This window comes from Cryobacterium sp. TMS1-13-1 (assembly GCF_004403125.1).
GTDB lineage: Bacteria > Actinomycetota > Actinomycetes > Actinomycetales > Microbacteriaceae > Cryobacterium > Cryobacterium levicorallinum.
The window spans coordinates 692,486-711,650 of the sequence record NZ_SOGX01000010.1; the positions used below are offsets into that span (position 1 = coordinate 692,486).

The 19,165-nt window shown below is 65.0% G+C and carries 10 protein-coding genes and 1 tRNA gene; 3 read left to right on the top strand and 8 right to left on the bottom strand.

What is annotated here, in order from left to right:
• Positions 1 to 222: 222 nt before the first annotated feature.
• From rpsA to polA, 3 genes are all read right to left on the bottom strand, one after another.
• On the bottom strand, positions 223 to 1,677 hold the full coding sequence (gene rpsA, locus E3T31_RS12635; protein ID WP_092448535.1) for a 30S ribosomal protein S1: 1,455 nt from the start codon (positions 1,675 to 1,677) through the stop codon (positions 223 to 225).
• A 199-nt stretch (positions 1,678 to 1,876) separates the two neighbouring features.
• The gene (locus tag E3T31_RS12640) at positions 1,877 to 3,553 is read right to left on the bottom strand and encodes a DUF885 domain-containing protein (protein ID WP_134469001.1); all 1,677 of its coding nucleotides are present in this window, start codon (positions 3,551 to 3,553) and stop codon (positions 1,877 to 1,879) included.
• Between the two features lie 143 nt (positions 3,554 to 3,696).
• Positions 3,697 to 6,369 (bottom strand): DNA polymerase I, encoded by a 2,673-nt coding sequence (gene polA, locus E3T31_RS12645; protein WP_134469002.1) that lies wholly within the window; start codon positions 6,367 to 6,369, stop codon positions 3,697 to 3,699.
• A gap of 53 nt (positions 6,370 to 6,422) precedes the next feature.
• Here polA and E3T31_RS12650 point away from each other — a divergent pair, with 53 nt between their 5' ends.
• A complete protein-coding gene (locus tag E3T31_RS12650; RefSeq protein WP_134442148.1) occupies positions 6,423 to 6,848 on the top strand; it encodes a hotdog fold thioesterase in 426 nt (141 codons plus the stop codon).
• Here the strand turns inward: E3T31_RS12650 and E3T31_RS12655 are convergent.
• Positions 6,845 to 10,423, bottom strand: a complete 3,579-nt coding sequence (locus tag E3T31_RS12655; protein WP_134469003.1) for a bifunctional RecB family nuclease/DEAD/DEAH box helicase — start codon at positions 10,421 to 10,423, stop codon at positions 6,845 to 6,847. The two genes, E3T31_RS12650 and E3T31_RS12655, sit on opposite strands and share 4 nt — an antisense overlap.
• Before the next feature lie 118 nt (positions 10,424 to 10,541).
• Entirely contained in the window at positions 10,542 to 11,147 is a 606-nt protein-coding gene (locus tag E3T31_RS12660; protein ID WP_035879545.1) for an ANTAR domain-containing response regulator, read from the bottom strand.
• Positions 11,148 to 11,184: 37 nt separating this feature from the next.
• Between E3T31_RS12660 and E3T31_RS12665 the strand changes: the two genes are divergently transcribed.
• A tRNA-Leu gene (locus E3T31_RS12665) sits at positions 11,185 to 11,270 on the top strand.
• Between the two features lie 51 nt (positions 11,271 to 11,321).
• On the top strand, positions 11,322 to 11,492 hold the full coding sequence (locus E3T31_RS17875; protein WP_166788500.1) for a hypothetical protein: 171 nt from the start codon (positions 11,322 to 11,324) through the stop codon (positions 11,490 to 11,492).
• Between the two features lie 56 nt (positions 11,493 to 11,548).
• On the opposite strand, the gene pyk is transcribed toward E3T31_RS17875, so the two are convergent.
• The 3 genes from pyk to gltB all read right to left on the bottom strand — a co-directional run bounded on the left by pyk (position 11,549) and on the right by gltB (position 19,088).
• Entirely contained in the window at positions 11,549 to 12,994 is a 1,446-nt protein-coding gene (pyk, locus tag E3T31_RS12670; protein ID WP_134469004.1) for a pyruvate kinase, read from the bottom strand.
• A gap of 66 nt (positions 12,995 to 13,060) precedes the next feature.
• On the bottom strand, positions 13,061 to 14,518 hold the full coding sequence (locus tag E3T31_RS12675) for a glutamate synthase subunit beta (protein ID WP_134469005.1): 1,458 nt from the start codon (positions 14,516 to 14,518) through the stop codon (positions 13,061 to 13,063).
• Positions 14,511 to 19,088, bottom strand: coding sequence for a glutamate synthase large subunit (gltB, locus tag E3T31_RS12680; RefSeq protein ID WP_134469006.1), 4,578 nt, complete (start codon positions 19,086 to 19,088; stop codon positions 14,511 to 14,513). The genes E3T31_RS12675 and gltB overlap by 8 nt, the downstream gene beginning before the upstream one ends.
• Positions 19,089 to 19,165 lie beyond the last annotated feature (77 nt).

A 19,165-nucleotide genomic window follows, 5' to 3' on the forward strand; every position in this document is an offset into this window, starting at 1 on the left:
CAGCCAAATAGAGGAAATTTCCTCACTACTAGGTATACCACGAACCACAACGTGTCTAATGACGGCTGCGTAGTGACGGCGGATGCCATTGTGCGCGCGGTCCGTCGGCATCCGCTTTCGTCGCCCCGGTTAAACACGGCGGGCCGCATCCCGAAAGATGCGGCCCGCCGTGCGCAGTCACACTGCGTAGCTGTGAAACAGCGCTGTGGTTAAGCTGTGGTGCTAGTTGCCGCCGGAGAGCTTCTCGCGGAGAGCCGCGAGTGCTTCGTCGTCGGCGAGCGTGCCGGCGCCAGCCGACTCGCTCGAGAAGGCAGAGCCGGCTGGTGCGACGTCGCTGGGGGCAGCGATCTCGTCGTTCGCGGTCGAAACCTGCTTCTTGTGGGCTTCCCAGCGAGCCTGGGCTGCAGCGTAGTCCTGCTCCCACTTTTCGCGCTGCTCGTCAAAGCCTTCGCGCCACTCGTTGGTCTCGGAGTCGAAGCCCTCGGGGTACTTGTACTGGCCCTTGTCGTCGTACTCGGTGAGCATTCCATAGAGCGCCGGGTCGAACTCGGTGCCGTCGGGGTCGACGCCATCGTTGGCCTGCTTGAGGCTCAACGAGATGCGGCGACGCTCGAGGTCAATGTCGATGACCTTGACGAAGACCTCGTCGCCGACCGAGACAACCTGCTCGGCGAGCTCGACGTGCTTGCCGGAGAGCTCGCTGATGTGCACGAGGCCCTCGATGCCTTCTGCGACGCGAACGAACGCGCCGAACGGAACGAGCTTGGTGACCTTACCCGGTGCAACCTGGCCGATGGCGTGGGTGCGGGCGAAGACCTGCCACGGGTCTTCCTGCGTAGCCTTGAGCGACAGCGAGACGCGCTCACGCTCAAGGTCAACTTCGAGGATCTCGACGGTGACTTCCTGGCCAACTTCAACGACCTCGCTGGCGTGCTCAATGTGCTTCCAGCTGAGCTCGGAAACGTGAACCAGACCATCGACGCCGCCGAGGTCGACGAACGCGCCGAAGTTGACGATCGAGGAGACGACGCCCTTGCGGACCTGTCCCTTCTGGAGGTTGTTGAGGAACGTGGTGCGGCTTTCGCTCTGCGTCTGCTCGAGCAGGGCGCGACGCGACAGCACAACGTTGTTGCGGTTCTTGTCGAGTTCGAGGATCTTCGCTTCGATTTCCTGGCCCAGGTACGGGGTCAGGTCGCGAACGCGACGAAGTTCGATGAGCGATGCCGGCAGGAACCCGCGCAGGCCGATGTCGACGATGAGTCCACCCTTGACGACCTCGATGACCGAACCGGTGACAACACCGTCGGACTCCTTGATCTTCTCAACGTCGCCCCATGCACGCTCGTACTGAGCGCGCTTCTTGGAGAGGATGAGGCGGCCTTCTTTGTCTTCTTTCTGAAGAACGAGGGCCTCGACCAGGTCGCCGACCTTGACAACCTCAGAGGGGTCAACGTCGTGCTTGATGGAAAGTTCGCGAGAGGGGATGACACCCTCAGTCTTGTACCCAACGTCGAGGAGAACCTCGTCGCGGTCGATCTTCACTACGGTGCCCTCGATGAGGTCTCCGTCGTTGAAGAATTTCAGAGTCTTTTCGACCGCGGCAAGAAAGTCTTCAGCAGATCCAATGTCGTTGATGGCGACCTGCTTGGGTGCCCGTTCGGTCGTTGCGATTGTCATGTAGTAGTTGCTCCAGGATGGACATAGTCGGGCCAGACGCGAAAAATAGTTCACGTGTTTTTGGATGCTCCGCGGTACAGAAAGACCGTGGAACGCTCCGCGCATGGCAGCGGATAGGCATCACAAATGTGACACTCCATACTAGCTACCCGACTCCCCCGCGGGCAACTCGACTAGCCCGCCGACACAAGCGGATGCCCTACTTCAGCAACGCAGAGCGCAGCGTGTCCAGCCCGACGCCGCCGAGGTCGAGGGCGGCGCGGTGAAACTCCTTGATCGAGAAGGCGGCGCCCTGGCGCTGCTGTGCAGCGTCGCGCAGCTGCTCCCAGATGCGCTGGCCGACCTTGTAGGAGGGGGCCTGGCCCGGCCAGCCCAAGTAGCGGTTGACCTCGAATTTGACGAAGCTCTCGTTCATGTTGACGTTCTGGCCGAGAAATTCGAAGGCGTAGTCGGCGGTCCAGGGGCCGGAGCCGTCGGGCAGTTGTTTGCCGAGGTGCACCCCGATGTCGAGGACCACGCGAGCTGCGCGCATCCGCTGCCCGTCGAGCATGCCCAGACGGTCGGCCGGGTCGTCGAGGTAGCCGAGTTGTTCCATCAGGCGTTCGGCGTAGAGCGCCCAGCCCTCGGCGTGGCCCGAGGTGCCGGCCAGCTGGCGGCGCCAGGTGTTGAGCTTGGCTCGGTTGTAGACGGCCTGCCCGATCTGCAGGTGATGGCCGGGCACGCCCTCGTGGTACACGGTCGTCAGTTCACGCCAGGTGTCGAATTCGGTGACGCCGACCGGAACGGACCACCACATGCGGCCGGGCCGGGAGAAGTCGTCGGTCGGGCCGGTGTAGTAAATGCCGCCCTCCTGGGTGGGGGCGATCATGCACTCGATGGTTTTGATCTCGTCAGGAATGTCGAACTGGGTCTCAGCCAGGTCGGCGACGGCTTTGTCGCTGGTTTTCTGCATCCACTCCTGCAGCGCCTGGGTGCCGTGCAGTTTGCGGCTCGGGTCGGTGTCGAGGTAGGCGATGGCTTCGAGCACGCTGGCGCCGGGCTTGATCCGGTCGGCGACCTTCTCTTGCTCTTCAACCATGCGGGCGAGTTCTTCGATGCCCCACTCGTAGGTCTCATCCAGGTCGATGGTGGCGCCGAGAAAGCGGCGAGAGGCGAGGGAGTACAGGTCACGGCCGATCGCGTCGTTTTCGGTGGCCTTACCCTCGAGCTCGTCGCGGAAGAAGGTGGCGAGCTTGTCGTACGCGGTCGCCGATTGGCGGGCACCGAGGCCGAGATCCTTGGCCAGGGAGGCGGGCAGGGTCCCGGTGTCGAGCGAGGCATTCGCGGTGAATTCGGCGAAGAACCCGTCGTTGGAAGCGTGGCGCTGGGCCTGGGCGAGTACCTCCCGCACCTGGCGGCGCGCCGGTGTCACACCGCGTTCGATGCCGCGGCGCAGGGTCTCGATGTACCCGTCGATGGCTGCCGGCAGGTTGCCGAGACGGCTGGAGATGTTGGCCCAGTCCTCGACGGTTTTCGTGGGCATGAGGTCGAAGATTTCGCGGATCTCCTGCGCGGGCGAGGCGATGACGTTGAGATCGCGGAGCTGCAGCTGCGCGTCGGAGCTTTCGACAGTGAGCGACAGTTCGCTGCGCAGGTCGGTCTGCGTGACTTCGTCGACGCTGTCTACCGGGCGGGCGGCATCCAGCTGCGCGATCGTCGTCTTCGCCGCGTCGAGGAACCGTTCATGACCGGCCGGGGAGTAATCGCCGTAGCGACCGTCTCCCGCGGTACGGCCGATGTAGGTACCCACGGTGGGGTCGAGGTCGACGAGGGTGTCCACCCACTCTTCGGCGATCTGGTCGATGGCCGTGGGAGTGCGCTGGATGTCGTTTGTCATGCATCGAGCCTAGAACACGACGGTTCGTTGCGAACCCCCCAATTGAAGAAATAGGCCGGTCAAGCCGACAGAGTGAGTCGCTCGGAAACCGGACGGGGAAGGACGCTGCGGCCCCCTCTGCCCTTTAACCGTGCTCAGTTGGACTAGTGCGCGGCGGCGTCCCAGTTGGGGCCGCGACCGACCTGCACTGTCAGCGGAACGAGCAAATCGGCAGCGGACTCCATCTTGTGGGTGACGACCTGGCGCAGGGCGTCCCACTCCCCCGGGGCCACATCGAAAATCAATTCGTCGTGCACTTGCAGCAGCATGCGGGACTCCATCGAGGCATCCGTCAGATCGGCGGCGATACCGTTCATGGCGATCTTCATAATGTCGGCCGCCGAGCCCTGGATCGGCGCGTTCAGTGCCGCTCGTTCGGCGTTGTCGCGCAGCACCCGTTTCGGGCTGGCCAGGTCGGGGAACGGCCGACGCCGCCCGAAGATGGTCTCGGTGTAACCGTCGACCTTGGCCTGCTCGACGACGTTGCGCAGGTAGTCGCGCACCGCACCGAACCGCTCGAAGTAGTCGGTCATGAGCTGCTTGGCCTCTTTGGTGTCGATGCGAAGCTGCTTGGACAATCCGAAGGCGCTGAGGCCGTAGGCGAGCCCGTAGCTCATGGCCTTGACCTTGCTGCGCATTTCGCCGGACACGTCGGCGGGATCGACACCGAAAATGCGGGAACCGACGAACCGGTGCAGGTCTTCGCCGGCGTTGAACGCTTCGATCAGGCCGGCGTCTTCGGAGAGGTGCGCCATGATGCGCATCTCGATCTGGGAGTAGTCGGCGGTGAGCAGGCTCTCGCTGTCGGCGCCGGCCTGGAAGGCGGCGCGGATGCGCCGGCCTTCCTCGGTGCGCACCGGGATGTTCTGCAGGTTCGGGTCGTTCGAGGAGATGCGGCCGGTGGTGGTGCCGATCTGCACGTAGGTGGTGTGGATGCGGCCGGTCGTGTCGATGGCCTTGTCGAGGGTTTCCACGATCTGGCGCAGCTTGGTGGCGTCGCGGTGTTTGAGCAGCAGGTCGAGGAACGGATGCGGGTTGCTGGCCTGCAGGTCGGCGAGAGCGCCGGCATCCGTTGAAAAACCGGTCTTGTTGGCGCGGGTCTTGGGCATCTCGAGCTGGGTGAACAGCACGTCTTGCAGTTGCTTAGGTGAACCGAGGTTCACCTCACGGCCGATCTCCGCGTAGGCGGCGGCGGCGAGGCTGGCCGTACTCGCACCGAGCTCGGCGGACAGTTCGGCGAGCTGCTCGTGCGAGACGCTGACGCCGGCCAGTTCCATGTCGGCCAGGGCCAGCAGGGTCGGCAATTCAATCTCGAGCAGCAACTTGAGCGAGCCGGGGTCGAGGACTTTCTCGACGGCGGCAAACAGACGCAGGGTGTACCAGGCCTGCGCGGGAGCGCCCGCCTGCTGGGTCTCGTCGGGAACGAGCTGGTTGGGGTCGGCGACGGGCACGCTCTCGTCGAGGTAGCGCGACACGAGGTCGGCCAGGGTTTTGTCGGGGCCGCCGGGGCGGAAGAGCCAGGCGCCGACCAGGGTGTCGAAGGCGAGGCCGGCGAAGGGCAGCCCGCTGCGACGCAGCGCCTTCACCTGGTGTTTGGCGTCGTTCATGATCTTCGGAGCTGCGCTCGCGAGCCACGCTTCGAGCGGGGCGTAGTCCTTACGGCCGGGCTGCCAGGGCAGGTTGATGGTTTCGGTCGGGCTGGCCAGCCCGAAACCGATTGCCTTGCCGTCCTGCACCTCCACCGTGAGGCCAAGGCCCGCCGGGTGAGTCACGGTGGCCCGGTCAAGCCAGGACTGCAGCTCTTCGTCGAGCAGATCCTGCGCGACGGGCGCCTGCACGGCGGGGACCTCCACGTTGACGGTAACGGATGCTTCAACCGCCGGGTCCTCGCCGGCCAGCTTGAGCACCCGGTCGAGCAGGGTTTTGAATTCGAGGCGGGTGAAGATGTCCCGCACCGCGTCGGTGTCCATGGCGCCGCGTTCGAGCGCGGCGACCGCCATCGGCAGCTCCAGATTGGTGACCAGGCGGTTGAGCCGGCGGTTGCGAATCGCATTCTCCTTCTGCTCGCGCAGGTTGTTGCCAACGACCCCCTTGATCTCGTCGGCGTGTTCCAGGATGCCATCGAGGCTGCCGTACAGGCCGAGCCACTTCACGGCAGTCTTCTCGCCGACCTTGCTGATGCCGATCAGGTTGTCGCTGGTTTCACCGACGAGCGCGGCCACGTCGGGGTACTGCTCCGGTTCGATGCCGTAACGTTCGCGCACCCGAGCCGGGTCGTAGCGGGTGAGGGCCGACACACCCTGGCTGGCCGGGTAGAGCAGGGTGACGGTCTCGTTAACCAGCTGGATGGCATCGCGGTCGCCGGAAACGACGAGCACGTTGTAGCCGGCTGCGCTGCCTTCGACCGAAAGGGTCGCGAGGATATCGTCGGCCTCGAAGTCCTCCTTGGTGATGGTGGTGATGTTCATCGCGGCGAGGGCTTCCTGCAGCAGCGGAATCTGGCCGAGGAATTCCGGCGGCGTCGCATTGCGGGTGCCCTTGTATTCGGGGTATTCCCGGGTGCGAAAGGAAGCACGGGAGATATCGAAGGCGACCGCGAGGTGGGTCGGCTTCTCATTGCGCAGCAGGCTGAGCAGCATCGACAGAAAGCCGTGGATGGCGTTCGTATGCTGCCCAGCGTGGGTCTGGAAGCTATCCACTGGCAGGGCGAAGAATGCCCGGAATGCCAGGGAATGGCCGTCGATGATCATCAGGGTAGGCTTTTCGGAGTCCAACACTCCCCTAGCCTACAAGTGTCTTCCCGCGTGGGTTCCCTCGACCAAAGGTGATCATGTTCAATACGACTGACGATGCACTCGCCTGGGTTCAGCAGCGCGGTGGCGGAGATCTGGCCGACAAGATGGGGCTGGAGTTCACCGAGTTCACGATTGACCGCGCTGTGGCACGGATGCCCGTGGCCGGCAACACGCAACCGGCCATGCTCATGCACGGCGGCGCCTACGTCGTGCTCGGCGAGTCCCTCGGCTCAATGGCCGCAAATCTGCACGCCGGACCGGGCAAGCTCGCCGTGGGCATTGAGATCAACGCCTCGCACAACCGTTCGGCGACGTCGGGCTACGTGACCGGGGTCTGCACGCCGATTCACCTCGGCCGTACGCTCACCACGCACGAGATCGTGGTCACCGACGACGCCGGTCGACGCTGCTCGACGATTCGCATCACCAATATCATCAAGGACCTGCCGCCGCGCGCCTAGTTCGCTGCCTGGCCGGGCTTCTCTGCGGGGTCTGACTTCTCTGCGCGGTCCGGCTCCACCAGGCTGATGAACGCACTGAGTTCGGTGACACCGGCCGGTGTCACCGGAAGATACTCGGTCAATGCCGGCGAATAGACCAGGTACGCGGCCCATTTCGCGCGTGAGATGGCGACGTTCAGGCGGTTCTTCATGATCAGGAACGACAGGCCGCGCGGCACATCCTCGGCCGAACTGGCCGCAAGCGTAACGATCGCGACGGCGGCCTCCTGGCCCTGGAATTTGTCGACGGTGCCAACCCGCACGCCCGGGTAACCTGCAGCGTCGAGGGACTGCCGCACCAGGGTGAGCTGGGCGTTGTACGGCGTGACGACGATCACGTCGGCTTCGGTCAGCGAGTCATTCAGCCGGTCGGTACTCGGGTCGGTCCACAGCCGGCCGAGCGTGGTCTGCACGAGGTCGGCCACGGCATGAGCTTCTTCGGGTGAGGAGATGGCGTTGCCGGTGTGCACGACGGGCACCGCGTGCACACCGGGCGCAACGCCGGCGAGCGACCGGGTCGAGGTGACCGGGTGGGCGCGCAGCAGGCCGCCATAGGACAGCCGAGAGACGGGAGCGGTCACCGCCGGATGCATGCGGCGACTTTCGGCGAGAAAATAGCCCCGGTCGGCGGGCAGCACGTCGTGGCCGGCGGCGACCCAGCCGAGCGCGGACTGGTCGATTGGCTCGGGATGGGTGCCTTGACTGACCTGCGGTAGTTGCTGCGGGTCGCCCAGCAGCAGCAGGTTCTGGGCGCCCACACTGGCCGCGATGGTCGATGCGAGCGAGAACTGGCCGGCTTCGTCGACGACCAGCAGATCGAGGCTGTGGCGTGGCACGCGGGCCGGATTGCTGAAGTCCCAGGCGGTTCCGCCGATGACGAATCCACTCGCGGTGTGGTCGAGTGCGAACAGAAGTTGGCCGTCTTTCGGCAGCACGGTGTAAGCGGCATCGGCCGGGTCGGCGCCGGTCTTCGCAACCTTGCCGACCAGGGCCGGCTCGAGCCCGGCCGTGACGACGGCGCCGAGCAGGTTCTCCACCACCGCGTGGGACTGGGCGACGACGCCGATCTTGAAGCCGTGCTGCTGCACGAGCGCCGTGATGACGTGGGCTCCGAGATAGGTCTTGCCGGTGCCGGGCGGCCCCTGAACGGCGAGATAGGAGCGGTCGAGGTCGAGCAGGGTCGCGATGACGGCGTCGATCGTGTTGCCATCCCCGGGAATTGCCGCCAGGTGTCCCGCGCGGGTGCGGGGCGCGGTGCGACGCAGGATGTCGACCATCGGGTCGCTCGGCCAGCCCGGCTGGGCGTCGACGATGGCAGCGGCCCACTCATCGATGGCGGGTTTCTGCTGCATCGGCCAAGGTGGTGCGGCGGGCGCAAGGGCGCTTGGCCGGTGGTCGTACCGGGCGGTGTCTGTGAGCAGCGTCTCTTCGACCAAGACGCCGCCGTCGTCGGTGACCTCGAGCACCTTCACGGTGCGGTGGGTGCGGGCGCCCTCCGCGGTGTCGGGGTTCTGGAACGGCCCCGGGTAGTCGTAGAGCAGGTACGGGCCGGTCTGGTCGCCCGGTTTGATACTGCTGCCGGGTGCAAATCGTCCGCGCAGCCACAGGTGCCGGCGGTCGACGCGCTGCTTACCCTCACGAAACCAGTCGCGTTCCACGGCAACGTTTTCAACGACGAGCACGTCGCGGGTGTCCTGCCATTCGTCGATCGGGTACTCGAGCCGAAAATAGTGCCCCCACCAGAAACTCTTCTGCTCACGCCGGTGGTAGTCGATCGCTGCGGCGGCAAAGGCGGCCGCGGTCTCGTCGATGCTGCGCGGAGCGTGGCTGGCCAGGGCTGCGAGGGCGAGCAGGGCGTCGCGCACGGGCGACGGCGGGGCGGTGTCGACATCCGCTTCGAGCTGCCGGCCCGCTGGGCCGAGATCAGCCGAGCGGATGCCGGCTCCACGGGCTAGCTGCAGCAGCCAGTCGCGTAGGCGCAACGTTGACACACAGTCGTAGCGGTTGTAGTCGGCGATGGAGTCGAGCATGCGCTGCGCTTCGACCGTGTCGCCGTGCTCGTGCAGGTCGCGGGCTGCGGCGTATTCGGTGATGGAATCAGCCGCGTTGGTGACCTCGCCACCGCGCAACTCGGCGCCCATGTAAAGGGGTTCGAGCTTCTTGATCGAGTAGGAACGCGACCCGACGCGCACGGTCTTGCGCACGAGCGGGTAGAGGTCGACGAGCACGTTCTCGCGCAGCAACTGGTCGATCTGATCTTCGCCGACGCCGTGCCGAGCGGCGAGGCTGAGCAGGTGGGTGCGCTCGTAGGCGGCGTAGTGGTAGACGTGCATGCCGGGAAACCGAGCTCGACGATCGGCGAGGTAGGCCAGAAAGTCACTCAAGGCCATGCTCTCTTCGGCCCAGGTATGCGCCCAGAACGCGCGGAAGGTCTCGTCAACGTCAACCAGGCCGAACAGATAGTCGAGGCCCCACTGCGTGGTCGCGCCTTCGGTCAAGTCTCCCCTTGCCGCGTCTTTCTCCTTCGCGTCTCCTTCGGAATAGAGCGGGTCGCCCTCGAAGTCGAAGAAGATATCGCCGGGGTTCGGTGCGGGCAGCGCAATGAGCGCACTGGCGTTGTACAGGTCGACCGGCGGGGCCGTGCCCACGACCGGCTGCAGCTGCAGCCGGGCCTGCGTGCGCAGGGAGACGAGCGTCGAGTCGGCCATGCCCTTGATCTCACCCGTGGACGCCGCAAGGTCGTCGATGGTACGGATGCCGCCGGCCGCCAGCCGCGCCCGCTGCGACAAGCGCAGCCCAGCCACGAGCAGCGGATCGCGGTGCTGCTGCACCTGCGCCTCACAAGAGGAACAGCGCCCGCAGATCGTGTAGCGCGGGTCGCCCCAGGCGACGGCCGCATCGTCGGCCAGACGGTCTGAGATGATCTGCAGGAGGCGCTGCTTGCGTTTGCGGTACACCGGGCGAATATCGGCGAGCCGGTGCACGCTCACGGAACCGTCGCCGAGGAGCAGTTCGACGGTCTCGGCCGTTGGCACGCCGATGCGCTCAAGCTGTTCGGCGTACGCGGCGAGCTGCAGCAGCGCTGTAACCCGGGCATGCCGGGCGAGTTTGGTGTCTTGCAGCAGCCAGGCGCCGCCCTCCTGCCGAACGATGAAGTCGGCGAATCCGAGAAAGGCGATGTCTGCGGTTGGCGAGCCGAAGTCGGGGTCAAAGAACGTGGCCTGAAAGATGACTTCAGCGCCAGTGCTGAAAGCCAGCCGCGTGTCGGCGGCGGCTGTCTCGAGGGCGGGGCGGTCCATCCGCTCTGGACGGGCAATTTCGACCACAGATTCGCCGAGCCGGTACCGCTCGAGCACCCGGTGTTCGTGCTGGTCGCCCAGCCGCGAGGTGCGTTGCAGCATGGAGTCGACCGGGTCGGGCACGCTGTCGATGCGACCGAGCTTCGCGTCGATGCGGCGCAGAAAGGCAAACTCGCAGACGGATGCCGCGCTCAGGTCACTCGCACTCGTCACCACACTGCCATCCAGTAAGAACATGCACCCACCTCTGCTCCGTTTGAGAATATCGGAGACCACCGACACGCAGCCGTGGTCATCCTCGACCGGGATGCAAAACGGCCCGGCAGAATCTGCCGGGCCGTTCTCTGGAACTTTGCTACTTCTTGGCGCTGAGCTGCTCGATAATGGCCTGCGACACGTCGTGCATGGTGAGGCGACGGTCCATCGAGGCTTTCTGAATCCAGCGGAAGGCCTCCGGCTCGGTCAAGCCCATCTTCTCGTTCAGCAGGCCCTTGGCCCGGTCGACGAGCTTACGGGTCTCGAACCGTTCGACCAGGTCGGCGACCTCGGCCTCGAGGGTGATGATCTGGCTGTAGCGCGAGAGAGCGATCTCGATGGCCGGCAGCAGATCGTTGGGGGTGAAGGGCTTGACGACGTACGCGAGGGCGCCGGCTTCCGTGGCGCGCTCAACCAGTTCCTTCTGGCTGAACGCGGTCAGCAGAACCACCGGAGCGATGTGCTCCTTGGAGAGGCGTTCAGCCGCGCTGATGCCGTCGAGCTGGGGCATCTTGACGTCCATGATGACCAGGTCGGGGCGGAGCTCCCGCGCCAAGGCGACCGCAGTTTCTCCGTCACCGGCTTCGCCGACGACTTCAAAGCCGTTGTCGCGCAGAATCTCGACGATGTCGAGGCGAATGAGGGATTCATCCTCAGCGACGACAACGCGGCGCGGAGGGGTGGGGGTGCTGTCTTGGTCGGTCACGAGGAAAGCCTACGGTATTCTGAACAAGTAGTTGTAAGCCGGTGTGGCGGAATGGCAGACGCGGAGCACTCAAAATGCTTTGTTCGCAAGGACGTGTGGGTTCGAGTCCCACCACCGGTACCAGAAATCATGGCCAGTTTGTGTTGACACGCCCGCACCTGTCAGGCTGGACCGATGATGAAGAACATGGCGTATTGGGGCTACCTGTCGTTACTGATCTATCCGGCGCTGATCGCACTGGGGTTTTGGGCGGCCTATTTCGTGATTCGAAACGCCATCCGCTCGGGGCTGCGGCAGCACCAGGAATGGCTGGACACGCGAGCAGAGAAGCCTCCCGTTCTATAAAGCGCACGCACAAAAGCCCCGCCCGAGATGATCGGGCGGGGCTTTTGCATTAGCAGCTACTTCTTAACGTACGCCGGTGCGACCTCGTTGTGGGCGTCGCCCACGCGGTGCACACGAATGTCGTTCGTCGAGCCGACAATTCCGGGAGGGGAACCGGAGATGACGACGACCTTGTCACCGATTTCAGCGAGACCCTGGCCGATGAGAATGTCATCGACCTGACCGAACATGGCGTCGGTGTGGGTCACCGGCTCCACCAGGTAGGTCTGGATGCCCCAGGTGAGGGCCAGACGGCGACGGATGCCCGGCTCCGGCGTGAACGCCAGCATCGGAATCTTGGACCGCAGACGCGACATGCGTCGCGCCGAGTCACCGGACTCGGTGAAAATGCACAGGAACTTGGCGTCGACGAACTCGGCGACCTCGATGGCGGCCAGCGTGATGGCGCCACCCTGGGTGCGCGGACGATTGGTGAGCTTGCCGATGCGCTCCAGGCCGTGAATCTCAGTGGATTCCACAATGCGAGCCATGGTCTGCACCGTGACGACGGGGTACTCTCCGACGCTGGTCTCACCGCTGAGCATGACGGCATCCGCACCGTCGAGCACGGCGTTGGCGACGTCGCTGGTTTCGGCGCGGGTGGGCACCGGGCTCAGAATCATTGATTCGAGCATCTGCGTGGCGACGATGACCGGCTTGGCCATGCGGCGGGCGATCTCAACGGCCTGCTTCTGCACGATCGGCACGGCTTCGAGCGGGAGCTCAACTCCGAGGTCGCCACGGGCGACCATGATCGCGTCGAAGGCGTCGACGATTTCTTCGAGGTTGTCGACGGCCTGCGGCTTTTCGATCTTGGCGATTACCGGAACGCGACGGCCTTCTTCGGCCATGATCTCGTGCACGCGGGTGATGTCCTCGGCGCTGCGCACGAAGGAGAGCGCGATGAGGTCGGTGCCGAGGCGGAGGCCCCAGCGCAGGTCCGCTTCGTCCTTCTCGGACAGGGCGGGTACGTTGACAGCCACGCCGGGCAGGTTGATGCCCTTGTTGTTGGAGACGGGACCGGCGACGATGACCTTGGTCGTGACGACGACGCCATCCGTTTCAACGACCTGCACCTTGACCTTGCCGTCGTCGATGAGCAGAAAGTCGCCCGGGTGCACATCGTGCGGCAGACCCTTGAAGGTCGTGCCGGACAGTTCCTTGGTGCCGAGCACGTCTTCGGTGGTGATCTTGAAGATATCGCCGACGGCGAGGTCGTACGGGCCGCCCTCGAACTTGCCGAGACGAATCTTCGGGCCCTGCAGGTCGACCATGACGGCGACGGCGCGGCCAGAGTCGTTCGCGGCCTTGCGCACGTTGGCGTACACGCTTTCGTGTACCTGATAGTTGCCGTGGCTCAGGTTCATGCGACAGACGTCAACGCCCGCGTCAATGAGCGCCCTGATCTGCTCGTAGCTGGACGCTGCCGGCCCGAGGGTGGCAACGATTTTTGCGCGTCTCATACTGGTGAATCTCCAATTTCCGCGCCCGGAGGGCGCACTTACAGCGTAGTGAGGGAAAACTCAGGGTTAGAGAGCGAAGGACCGGTCGGTCGGCTTCACGGGAGAGGGCAATTGCGTCTTGCCTTCCAGGAACTGGTCAACCGCGGCCGCTGCGGCTCGTCCTTCAGCGATGGCCCAGACGATCAGGGACTGGCCGCGACCGGCGTCCCCGGCGACGAAGACACCCTCGTGGCTGGTCTGATAGTTGCCGTCGCGTTCCACGTTGCCGCGGTTGTCGAAGGGAAGCTTCAGCTGGTGGCTGAGTTCGTCCGATTCCGGCCCGGTGAACCCCATCGCGAGCAGCACGAGGTCAGCAGGAATTTCCTTCTCCGTGCCGGCCTTGGGAACGCGACGTCCGTCGAGGTATTCGGTTTCGGCAATGCGAATGGCACGCACCTCACCGAAGTCGTTGGCCAGAAATTCGACCGTCGACGCGAGGTATTGGCGGGTGCCGCCCTCTTCGTGTGCGCTCGATACCTCGAACAGGGTCGGCGACATCGGCCACGGCTGGCTGTCCGGGCGAGTCGTGCCCGGCTGCTTGCCGATCGCCAGGTTGGTGACGGATGCTGCCAGCTGGCGGTGCGCTGTGCCGATGCAGTCAGCTCCGGTGTCACCACCACCGAGCACCACGACGTGCTTGCCCTCAGCCGTGATCTGCGCTTCGAGGCTTCCGCCGGCGCCTAACTTGTTCTGCTGCACGAGGTATTCCATGGCGAAGTGCACACCGGGCAGGTCGCGCCCGGGAATCGGCAGGTCCCGGGGAACCATGGCGCCGGTCGCCACCACGACGGCGTCATACCGGGCGCGCAGGTCGTCCCAGGTGATGTCCACACCGATGTTGACGTTGGCGCGGAACCGGGTTCCCTCCGCCGTCATCTGCGCGAGGCGCAGTTCGAGGTGTTTCTTCTCCATCTTGAAGTCGGGAATGCCATAGCGCAGCAGCCCACCGATACGGTCGTCGCGTTCGAACACGGCGACCGTGTGGCCGGCGCGGGTCAGCTGCTGGGCTGCGGCCAGGCCGGCGGGGCCGGAGCCCACGACGGCGACAGTCTTGCCGGTCAGGCGTCCGGGCGGTTGCGGCTGCACCCAGCCCTTGGCGAAGGCCTGGTCAATAATCGACACCTCGACCTGCTTGATGGTGACGGCAGGCTGATTGATGCCGAGCACGCACGACGATTCACAGGGCGCCGGGCAGAGCCGTCCGGTGAACTCGGGAAAGTTGTTGGTCGAGTGCAGGCGTTCGATGGCCGCTCGGCCCTCGTCGCGCCAGACCAGGTCGTTCCACTCGGGAATGAGGTTACCGAGCGGGCAGCCCTGGTGACAGAACGGTACGCCGCAGTCCATGCAGCGGCCAGCCTGCCGTTTGAGTACGGCCGCGTCACCCTGCTCGTAGACCTCTTTCCAGTCCATCAAGCGGATGGCCACAGGCCGTCGAGCGGGAAGCTCACGTTCCGTGTCCTTTAGAAATCCCTTCGGATCAGCCATTGGTTACCTCCAGAATTCGATTCCAAACAACGAGACCGTCGGGATCGAGTCCCTCGTCGACGGCCGTCTGCCTGGTCTCCAGCACGGCCGCGTAGTCGCGCGGCAGCACCTTGACAAAAGCGTTCATGGTTTCTTGCAGGTTTTCCAGCATCCGCTTGGCAAGTGCCGAGTCAGTCTGGTCCCGGTGTTGTTCGAGCAGGTCGCGCACGATTTCACGGTCGACGCTGTCGAGGGCAAGCAGCCGCAGCTCCCCCGAGGTGAGCGCGTCGCGGTTGACCCGTTCGGCGGTGAGTCCGTAGACGTAGGCCGTGCCACCACTCATGCCGGCACCGAGGTTGCGCCCGGTCTCGCCGAGGATGAGGGCGACTCCGCCGGTCATGTACTCGAGCGCGTGGTCCCCCACGCCCTCGACGACGGCGACGGCACCGGAGTTGCGCACCAGGAACCGTTCGCCGACGATGCCGCGAATGAACATGCTGCCCTGCGTGGCTCCGTAACCGATGACGTTGCCGGCGATGACGTTGTCCTCGGCAGGAAACTGGCTGGTTCGGTCGGGGCGCACAATGATCTGCCCGCCCGACAGGCCCTTGCCGACGTAGTCGTTGGATTCGCCCTCGAGCCGCAGAGTGATCCCGCTCGGCAGGAACGCCCCGAAGGACTGTCCGGCGGAACCGGTAAGCCTGACCTCGATCGACCCAGCGGGCAGGCCGTTTTCGCCGTGCCGCAGGGTGACCTCGTGGCCGAGCATGGTGCCAACGGCGCGTTCGGTATTGCGAATCGGCAGATCGATCTGCACCGTGCCGCCGTGTTCGAGTACGCTCCGGCTTCGGCGAATCAGCTCATTGTCGAAGTGCTTCTCGAGTTCGTGCTCCTGGGCCCTGGCCCACTTGCGCGGTTCGCTCTCGGAGAAATCCGGTCCGCTCAGAATGGGCGAGAGGTCCAGCCCCTGTGCCTTCCAATGGGTGAGCGCACGGTTCACGTTCAGGACTTCACTGTGTCCGATGGCCTCGTCAAGGCTGCGGAATCCGAGTTCGGCGAGGTACTCGCGTACTTCCTGGGCGATGAACTCGAAGAAGTTCACGACGTGGTCGGCCTGACCATTGAAGCGCTTGCGTAGGTCCGGGTTCTGGGTAGCGACACCGACCGGGCAGGTGTCAAGGTGGCAGACGCGCATCATGATGCAGCCGGCGACCACGAGCGGGGCTGAGGCGAAACCGAATTCTTCGGCGCCGAGCAGGGCACCGATCAAAACGTCGCGTCCGGTTTTCAGCTGGCCGTCGACCTGCACCACAACGCGGTCGCGCATGCCGTTGAGCATGAGCGTCTGCTGCGTCTCGGCGAGGCCGAGTTCCCACGGCGTGCCGGCGTGCTTGAGCGAGTTGACCGGGCTCGCGCCCGTTCCGCCGTCGTGCCCGCTGATCAAAATCACGTCGGAGAGCGCCTTGGCGACCCCCGCCGCGACGGCGCCGATACCGGACTGGCTGACCAGTTTGGTGTGGATGCGCGCCTTCGGGTTGGCCCGCTTCAGGTCGAAAATGAGCTGCTTGAGGTCTTCAATCGAGTAGATGTCGTGGTGCGGCGGCGGCGAGATGAGGCCGACGCCGGCCGTGGCGTTCCGGGTACGGGCGATCCACGGGTACACCTTGGTGGGCGGCAGCTGCCCGCCCTCACCGGGCTTGGCGCCCTGCGCGAGCTTGATCTGGATATCGTCGGCGTGGGTCAGGTACATGCTGGTCACGCCAAACCGCCCCGAGGCGACCTGCTTCACCGCGCTGCGCCGAGTCGGGTCGAGCAGACGGTCGAGGTCTTCGCCGCCCTCGCCGGTGTTCGACTTGCCGCCGAGGCGGTTCATCGCGATGGCGAGGGTTTCGTGCGCTTCCTGCGAGATCGAACCATAGCTCATCGCTCCGGTCGAGAACCGCTTCACGATCTGCGACACCGATTCGACCTCGTCGAGCGGCACGGGCGTGCGCTGGCCGGCGCTGAGGGTGAACATACCGCGCAGCGTCATGAGCGATTCAGCCTGGTCGTCGACCATCTTCGTGTACTCGCGGAAGATGTCATAGCGCTTGGTGCGGGTGGCGTGCTGCAGCCGGAAGATGGTCTCCGGGTTGAACAGGTGCGGGGCACCGTCCCGGCGCCACTGGTATTCCCCGCCGGTCGCGAGCCGCTCGTGGGCGGTCACCGCGGCATCCATTGGGTAAGCGGATGCGTGCCGCGCCAGGTTTTCGACACCGATCACGTCGATGCCGACGCCGCCGAGCTTGCTCGTAGTGCCGGTGAAGTACTGGTCGACGAAGGACTGGGCCAGGCCTACGGCCTCGAAGGTCTGCGCGCCAGCGTAGGACGACACGGTGGAGATGCCCATCTTGGACATGATTTTGAGCACGCCCTTGCCGAGAGCCTTGATCACGTTGCGCACGGCCTTTTCGGGCGTGACGTTGGTGATGATGCCGCTGCGCACGAGGTCTTCGCAAGTTTCCATGGCGAGGTACGGATTGACGGCTGAGGCGCCGTAACCCATGAGCAGGGCCACGTGATGCACCTCGCGCACATCGCCGGCCTCGACCACGATGCCGACCTTCATGCGGTTTTCGGTGCGGATCAGGTGGTGGTGCACTGCGGCGATCATGAGCAGCGACGGGATCGGGGCGAGGTCCTGGTTGGAGTCGCGGTCACTCAGCACGATGAACAGCGCGCCGGCTTCGATCGCCTCGTCGACTTCGACGCAGATCGCGGCGAGGCGCTTGGCCAGGGCGTCTGCGCCCTCCTCGAACCGGTACAGGCCGCGGATGGTCGTGGTGGTGCGGCTGCCGACGGCGGGGTCGATGTGCTGGATCTTGGCCAGTTCATCGTTGTCGATGACCGGAAAATCGAGAATGACCTGACGGGCATGTTCCGGACCGGCCGTGAGCAGGTTGCGCTCAGGGCCGAGGCCGAGCTTGAGGCTCGTGACGACTTCCTCGCGAATCGAGTCGAGCGGCGGGTTGGTGACCTGCGCGAACTGCTGGGTGAAGTAGTCGAACATGAGGCGCGGGCGGTCGCTCAGAACCGCGATGGGGGTGTCGCTGCCCATGGCGCCGAGTGGTTCGGCTCCGGTGCGTGCCATCGGGGTGAGCAGAATGCGCACCTCTTCTTCGGTGTAGCCGAAGGTGCGTTGACGACGTACAACGGATGCCGGTGGGTGCACGATGTGCTCCCGCTCCGGCAGGTCCTTGAGGTTGATACGGCCCTTCTGCAGCCAGTCGCCCCAGGGTTCGCTGGCCGACAGTTCGGCCTTGATCTCCCGGTCGTCGATGATGCGGCCGGCCACGGTATCGACCAGGAACATCTGGCCGGGGCGCAGGCGGCCCTTACGCACCACCCGCGCCGGGTCGATTCCGAGCACGCCGATCTCACTCGCGAGCACGACGAGGCCGTCGTCGGTGATGAGGTAGCGACCGGGACGCAGGCCGTTGCGGTCGAGGGTGGCGCCGACGAGAGAGCCGTCGGTAAAAACGATCGCAGCTGGTCCGTCCCACGGTTCCATGAGCATGGAGTGATATTCGTAGAAGTCACGACGTTCGTCGTCGAGGTCGGTCTGGTTCTCCCAGGCCTCGGGCACCATCATCATGATGGCGTGCGGCAGCGATCGACCCGACAGGCTGAGCAGTTCGACGACCTCATCGAAGGAGGCCGAGTCGCTCGCGCCGGGCGTTACGATCGGCAGCAGGGGTGCGAGGTCACCGAGCAGCTCGGACTCGAGCTGGGACTGGCGGGCGCGCATCCAGTTGCGGTTTCCCTGCACCGTGTTGATCTCGCCGTTGTGGGCGATCATACGGAACGGCTGGGCGAGCGGCCAGGACGGGAAAGTGTTGGTGGAGTAACGCGAGTGCACCAGGGCGAGAGTCGATACGAATCGTTCGTCCGACAGGTCGGGGTAGAACGGTTCGAGCTGCATGGTGGTGACCATGCCCTTGTAGACCAGGGTGCGGCAGGACAGAGAGACGAAATAGATCTCGAGCTCACGCTCGGCGCGCTTCCGCAGCCGAAAGGTCTGCCGGTCGAGCGCGATGTCGCCGAGCAGGTCGCCGGATACGGTCGTTCGGGTGCTCTGCACAAACAGCTGTTGGATAGCCGGCATGTTCGCACGCGCCTGGCTGCCGAGGTCTTCCGGATGCACCGGAACCTCCCGCCAGCCGAGGATGGTCAGGCTTTCCTCGTCGGCGATCAGGCTGATGGCCCGCTTGATGGCCGTGCGCGCGGTCGGGTCGGTCGGCAGAAAGACGTTACCGACGGCGTACTGGCCGACGGGGGGAAGCGCGAAATCTGTCACGGCGCGCAGGAAGTCGTCCGGTATCTGGGTGATGATGCCGGCACCGTCGCCGGTTCCAGCGTCGGAACCGACCGCACCGCGGTGTTCAAGATTGCGCAGCGCGTCGAGGGCCTGGGTGATAATGTCGTGCCCGGCGGTGCCCCGCAGGGTCGCCACCATGGCAAGGCCGCACGCATCGCGTTCGGCGGCTGGGTCGTACAAACCGGCCGCTTCGGGCATGCTGCTGAAGCGGGAATAGAGAGGTTTCTGCGGCATTGAGACCGTCCTCACGAAATGACTGGCAGTAAGGGACGACGCTGGCCCGAAGGAAATGTGTGCAGGGAGATGTAGCG

What these genes read in the sequence shown, in the direction of transcription:
- rpsA (WP_092448535.1), bottom strand. Translation starts at nt 1,677, where the DNA reads ATGACAATCGCAACGACCGAACGGGCACCCAAGCAGGTCGCCATCAAC.
- E3T31_RS12640 (WP_134469001.1), bottom strand. Translation starts at nt 3,553, where the DNA reads ATGACAAACGACATCCAGCGCACTCCCACGGCCATCGACCAGATCGCC.
- E3T31_RS12650 (WP_134442148.1), top strand. Translation starts at nt 6,423, where the DNA reads ATGTTCAATACGACTGACGATGCACTCGCCTGGGTTCAGCAGCGCGGT.
- E3T31_RS12655 (WP_134469003.1), bottom strand. Translation starts at nt 10,423, where the DNA reads ATGTTCTTACTGGATGGCAGTGTGGTGACGAGTGCGAGTGACCTGAGC.
- E3T31_RS17875 (WP_166788500.1), top strand. Translation starts at nt 11,322, where the DNA reads ATGATGAAGAACATGGCGTATTGGGGCTACCTGTCGTTACTGATCTAT.
- pyk (WP_134469004.1), bottom strand. Translation starts at nt 12,994, where the DNA reads ATGAGACGCGCAAAAATCGTTGCCACCCTCGGGCCGGCAGCGTCCAGC.
- E3T31_RS12675 (WP_134469005.1), bottom strand. Translation starts at nt 14,518, where the DNA reads ATGGCTGATCCGAAGGGATTTCTAAAGGACACGGAACGTGAGCTTCCC.
- gltB (WP_134469006.1), bottom strand. Translation starts at nt 19,088, where the DNA reads ATGCCGCAGAAACCTCTCTATTCCCGCTTCAGCAGCATGCCCGAAGCG.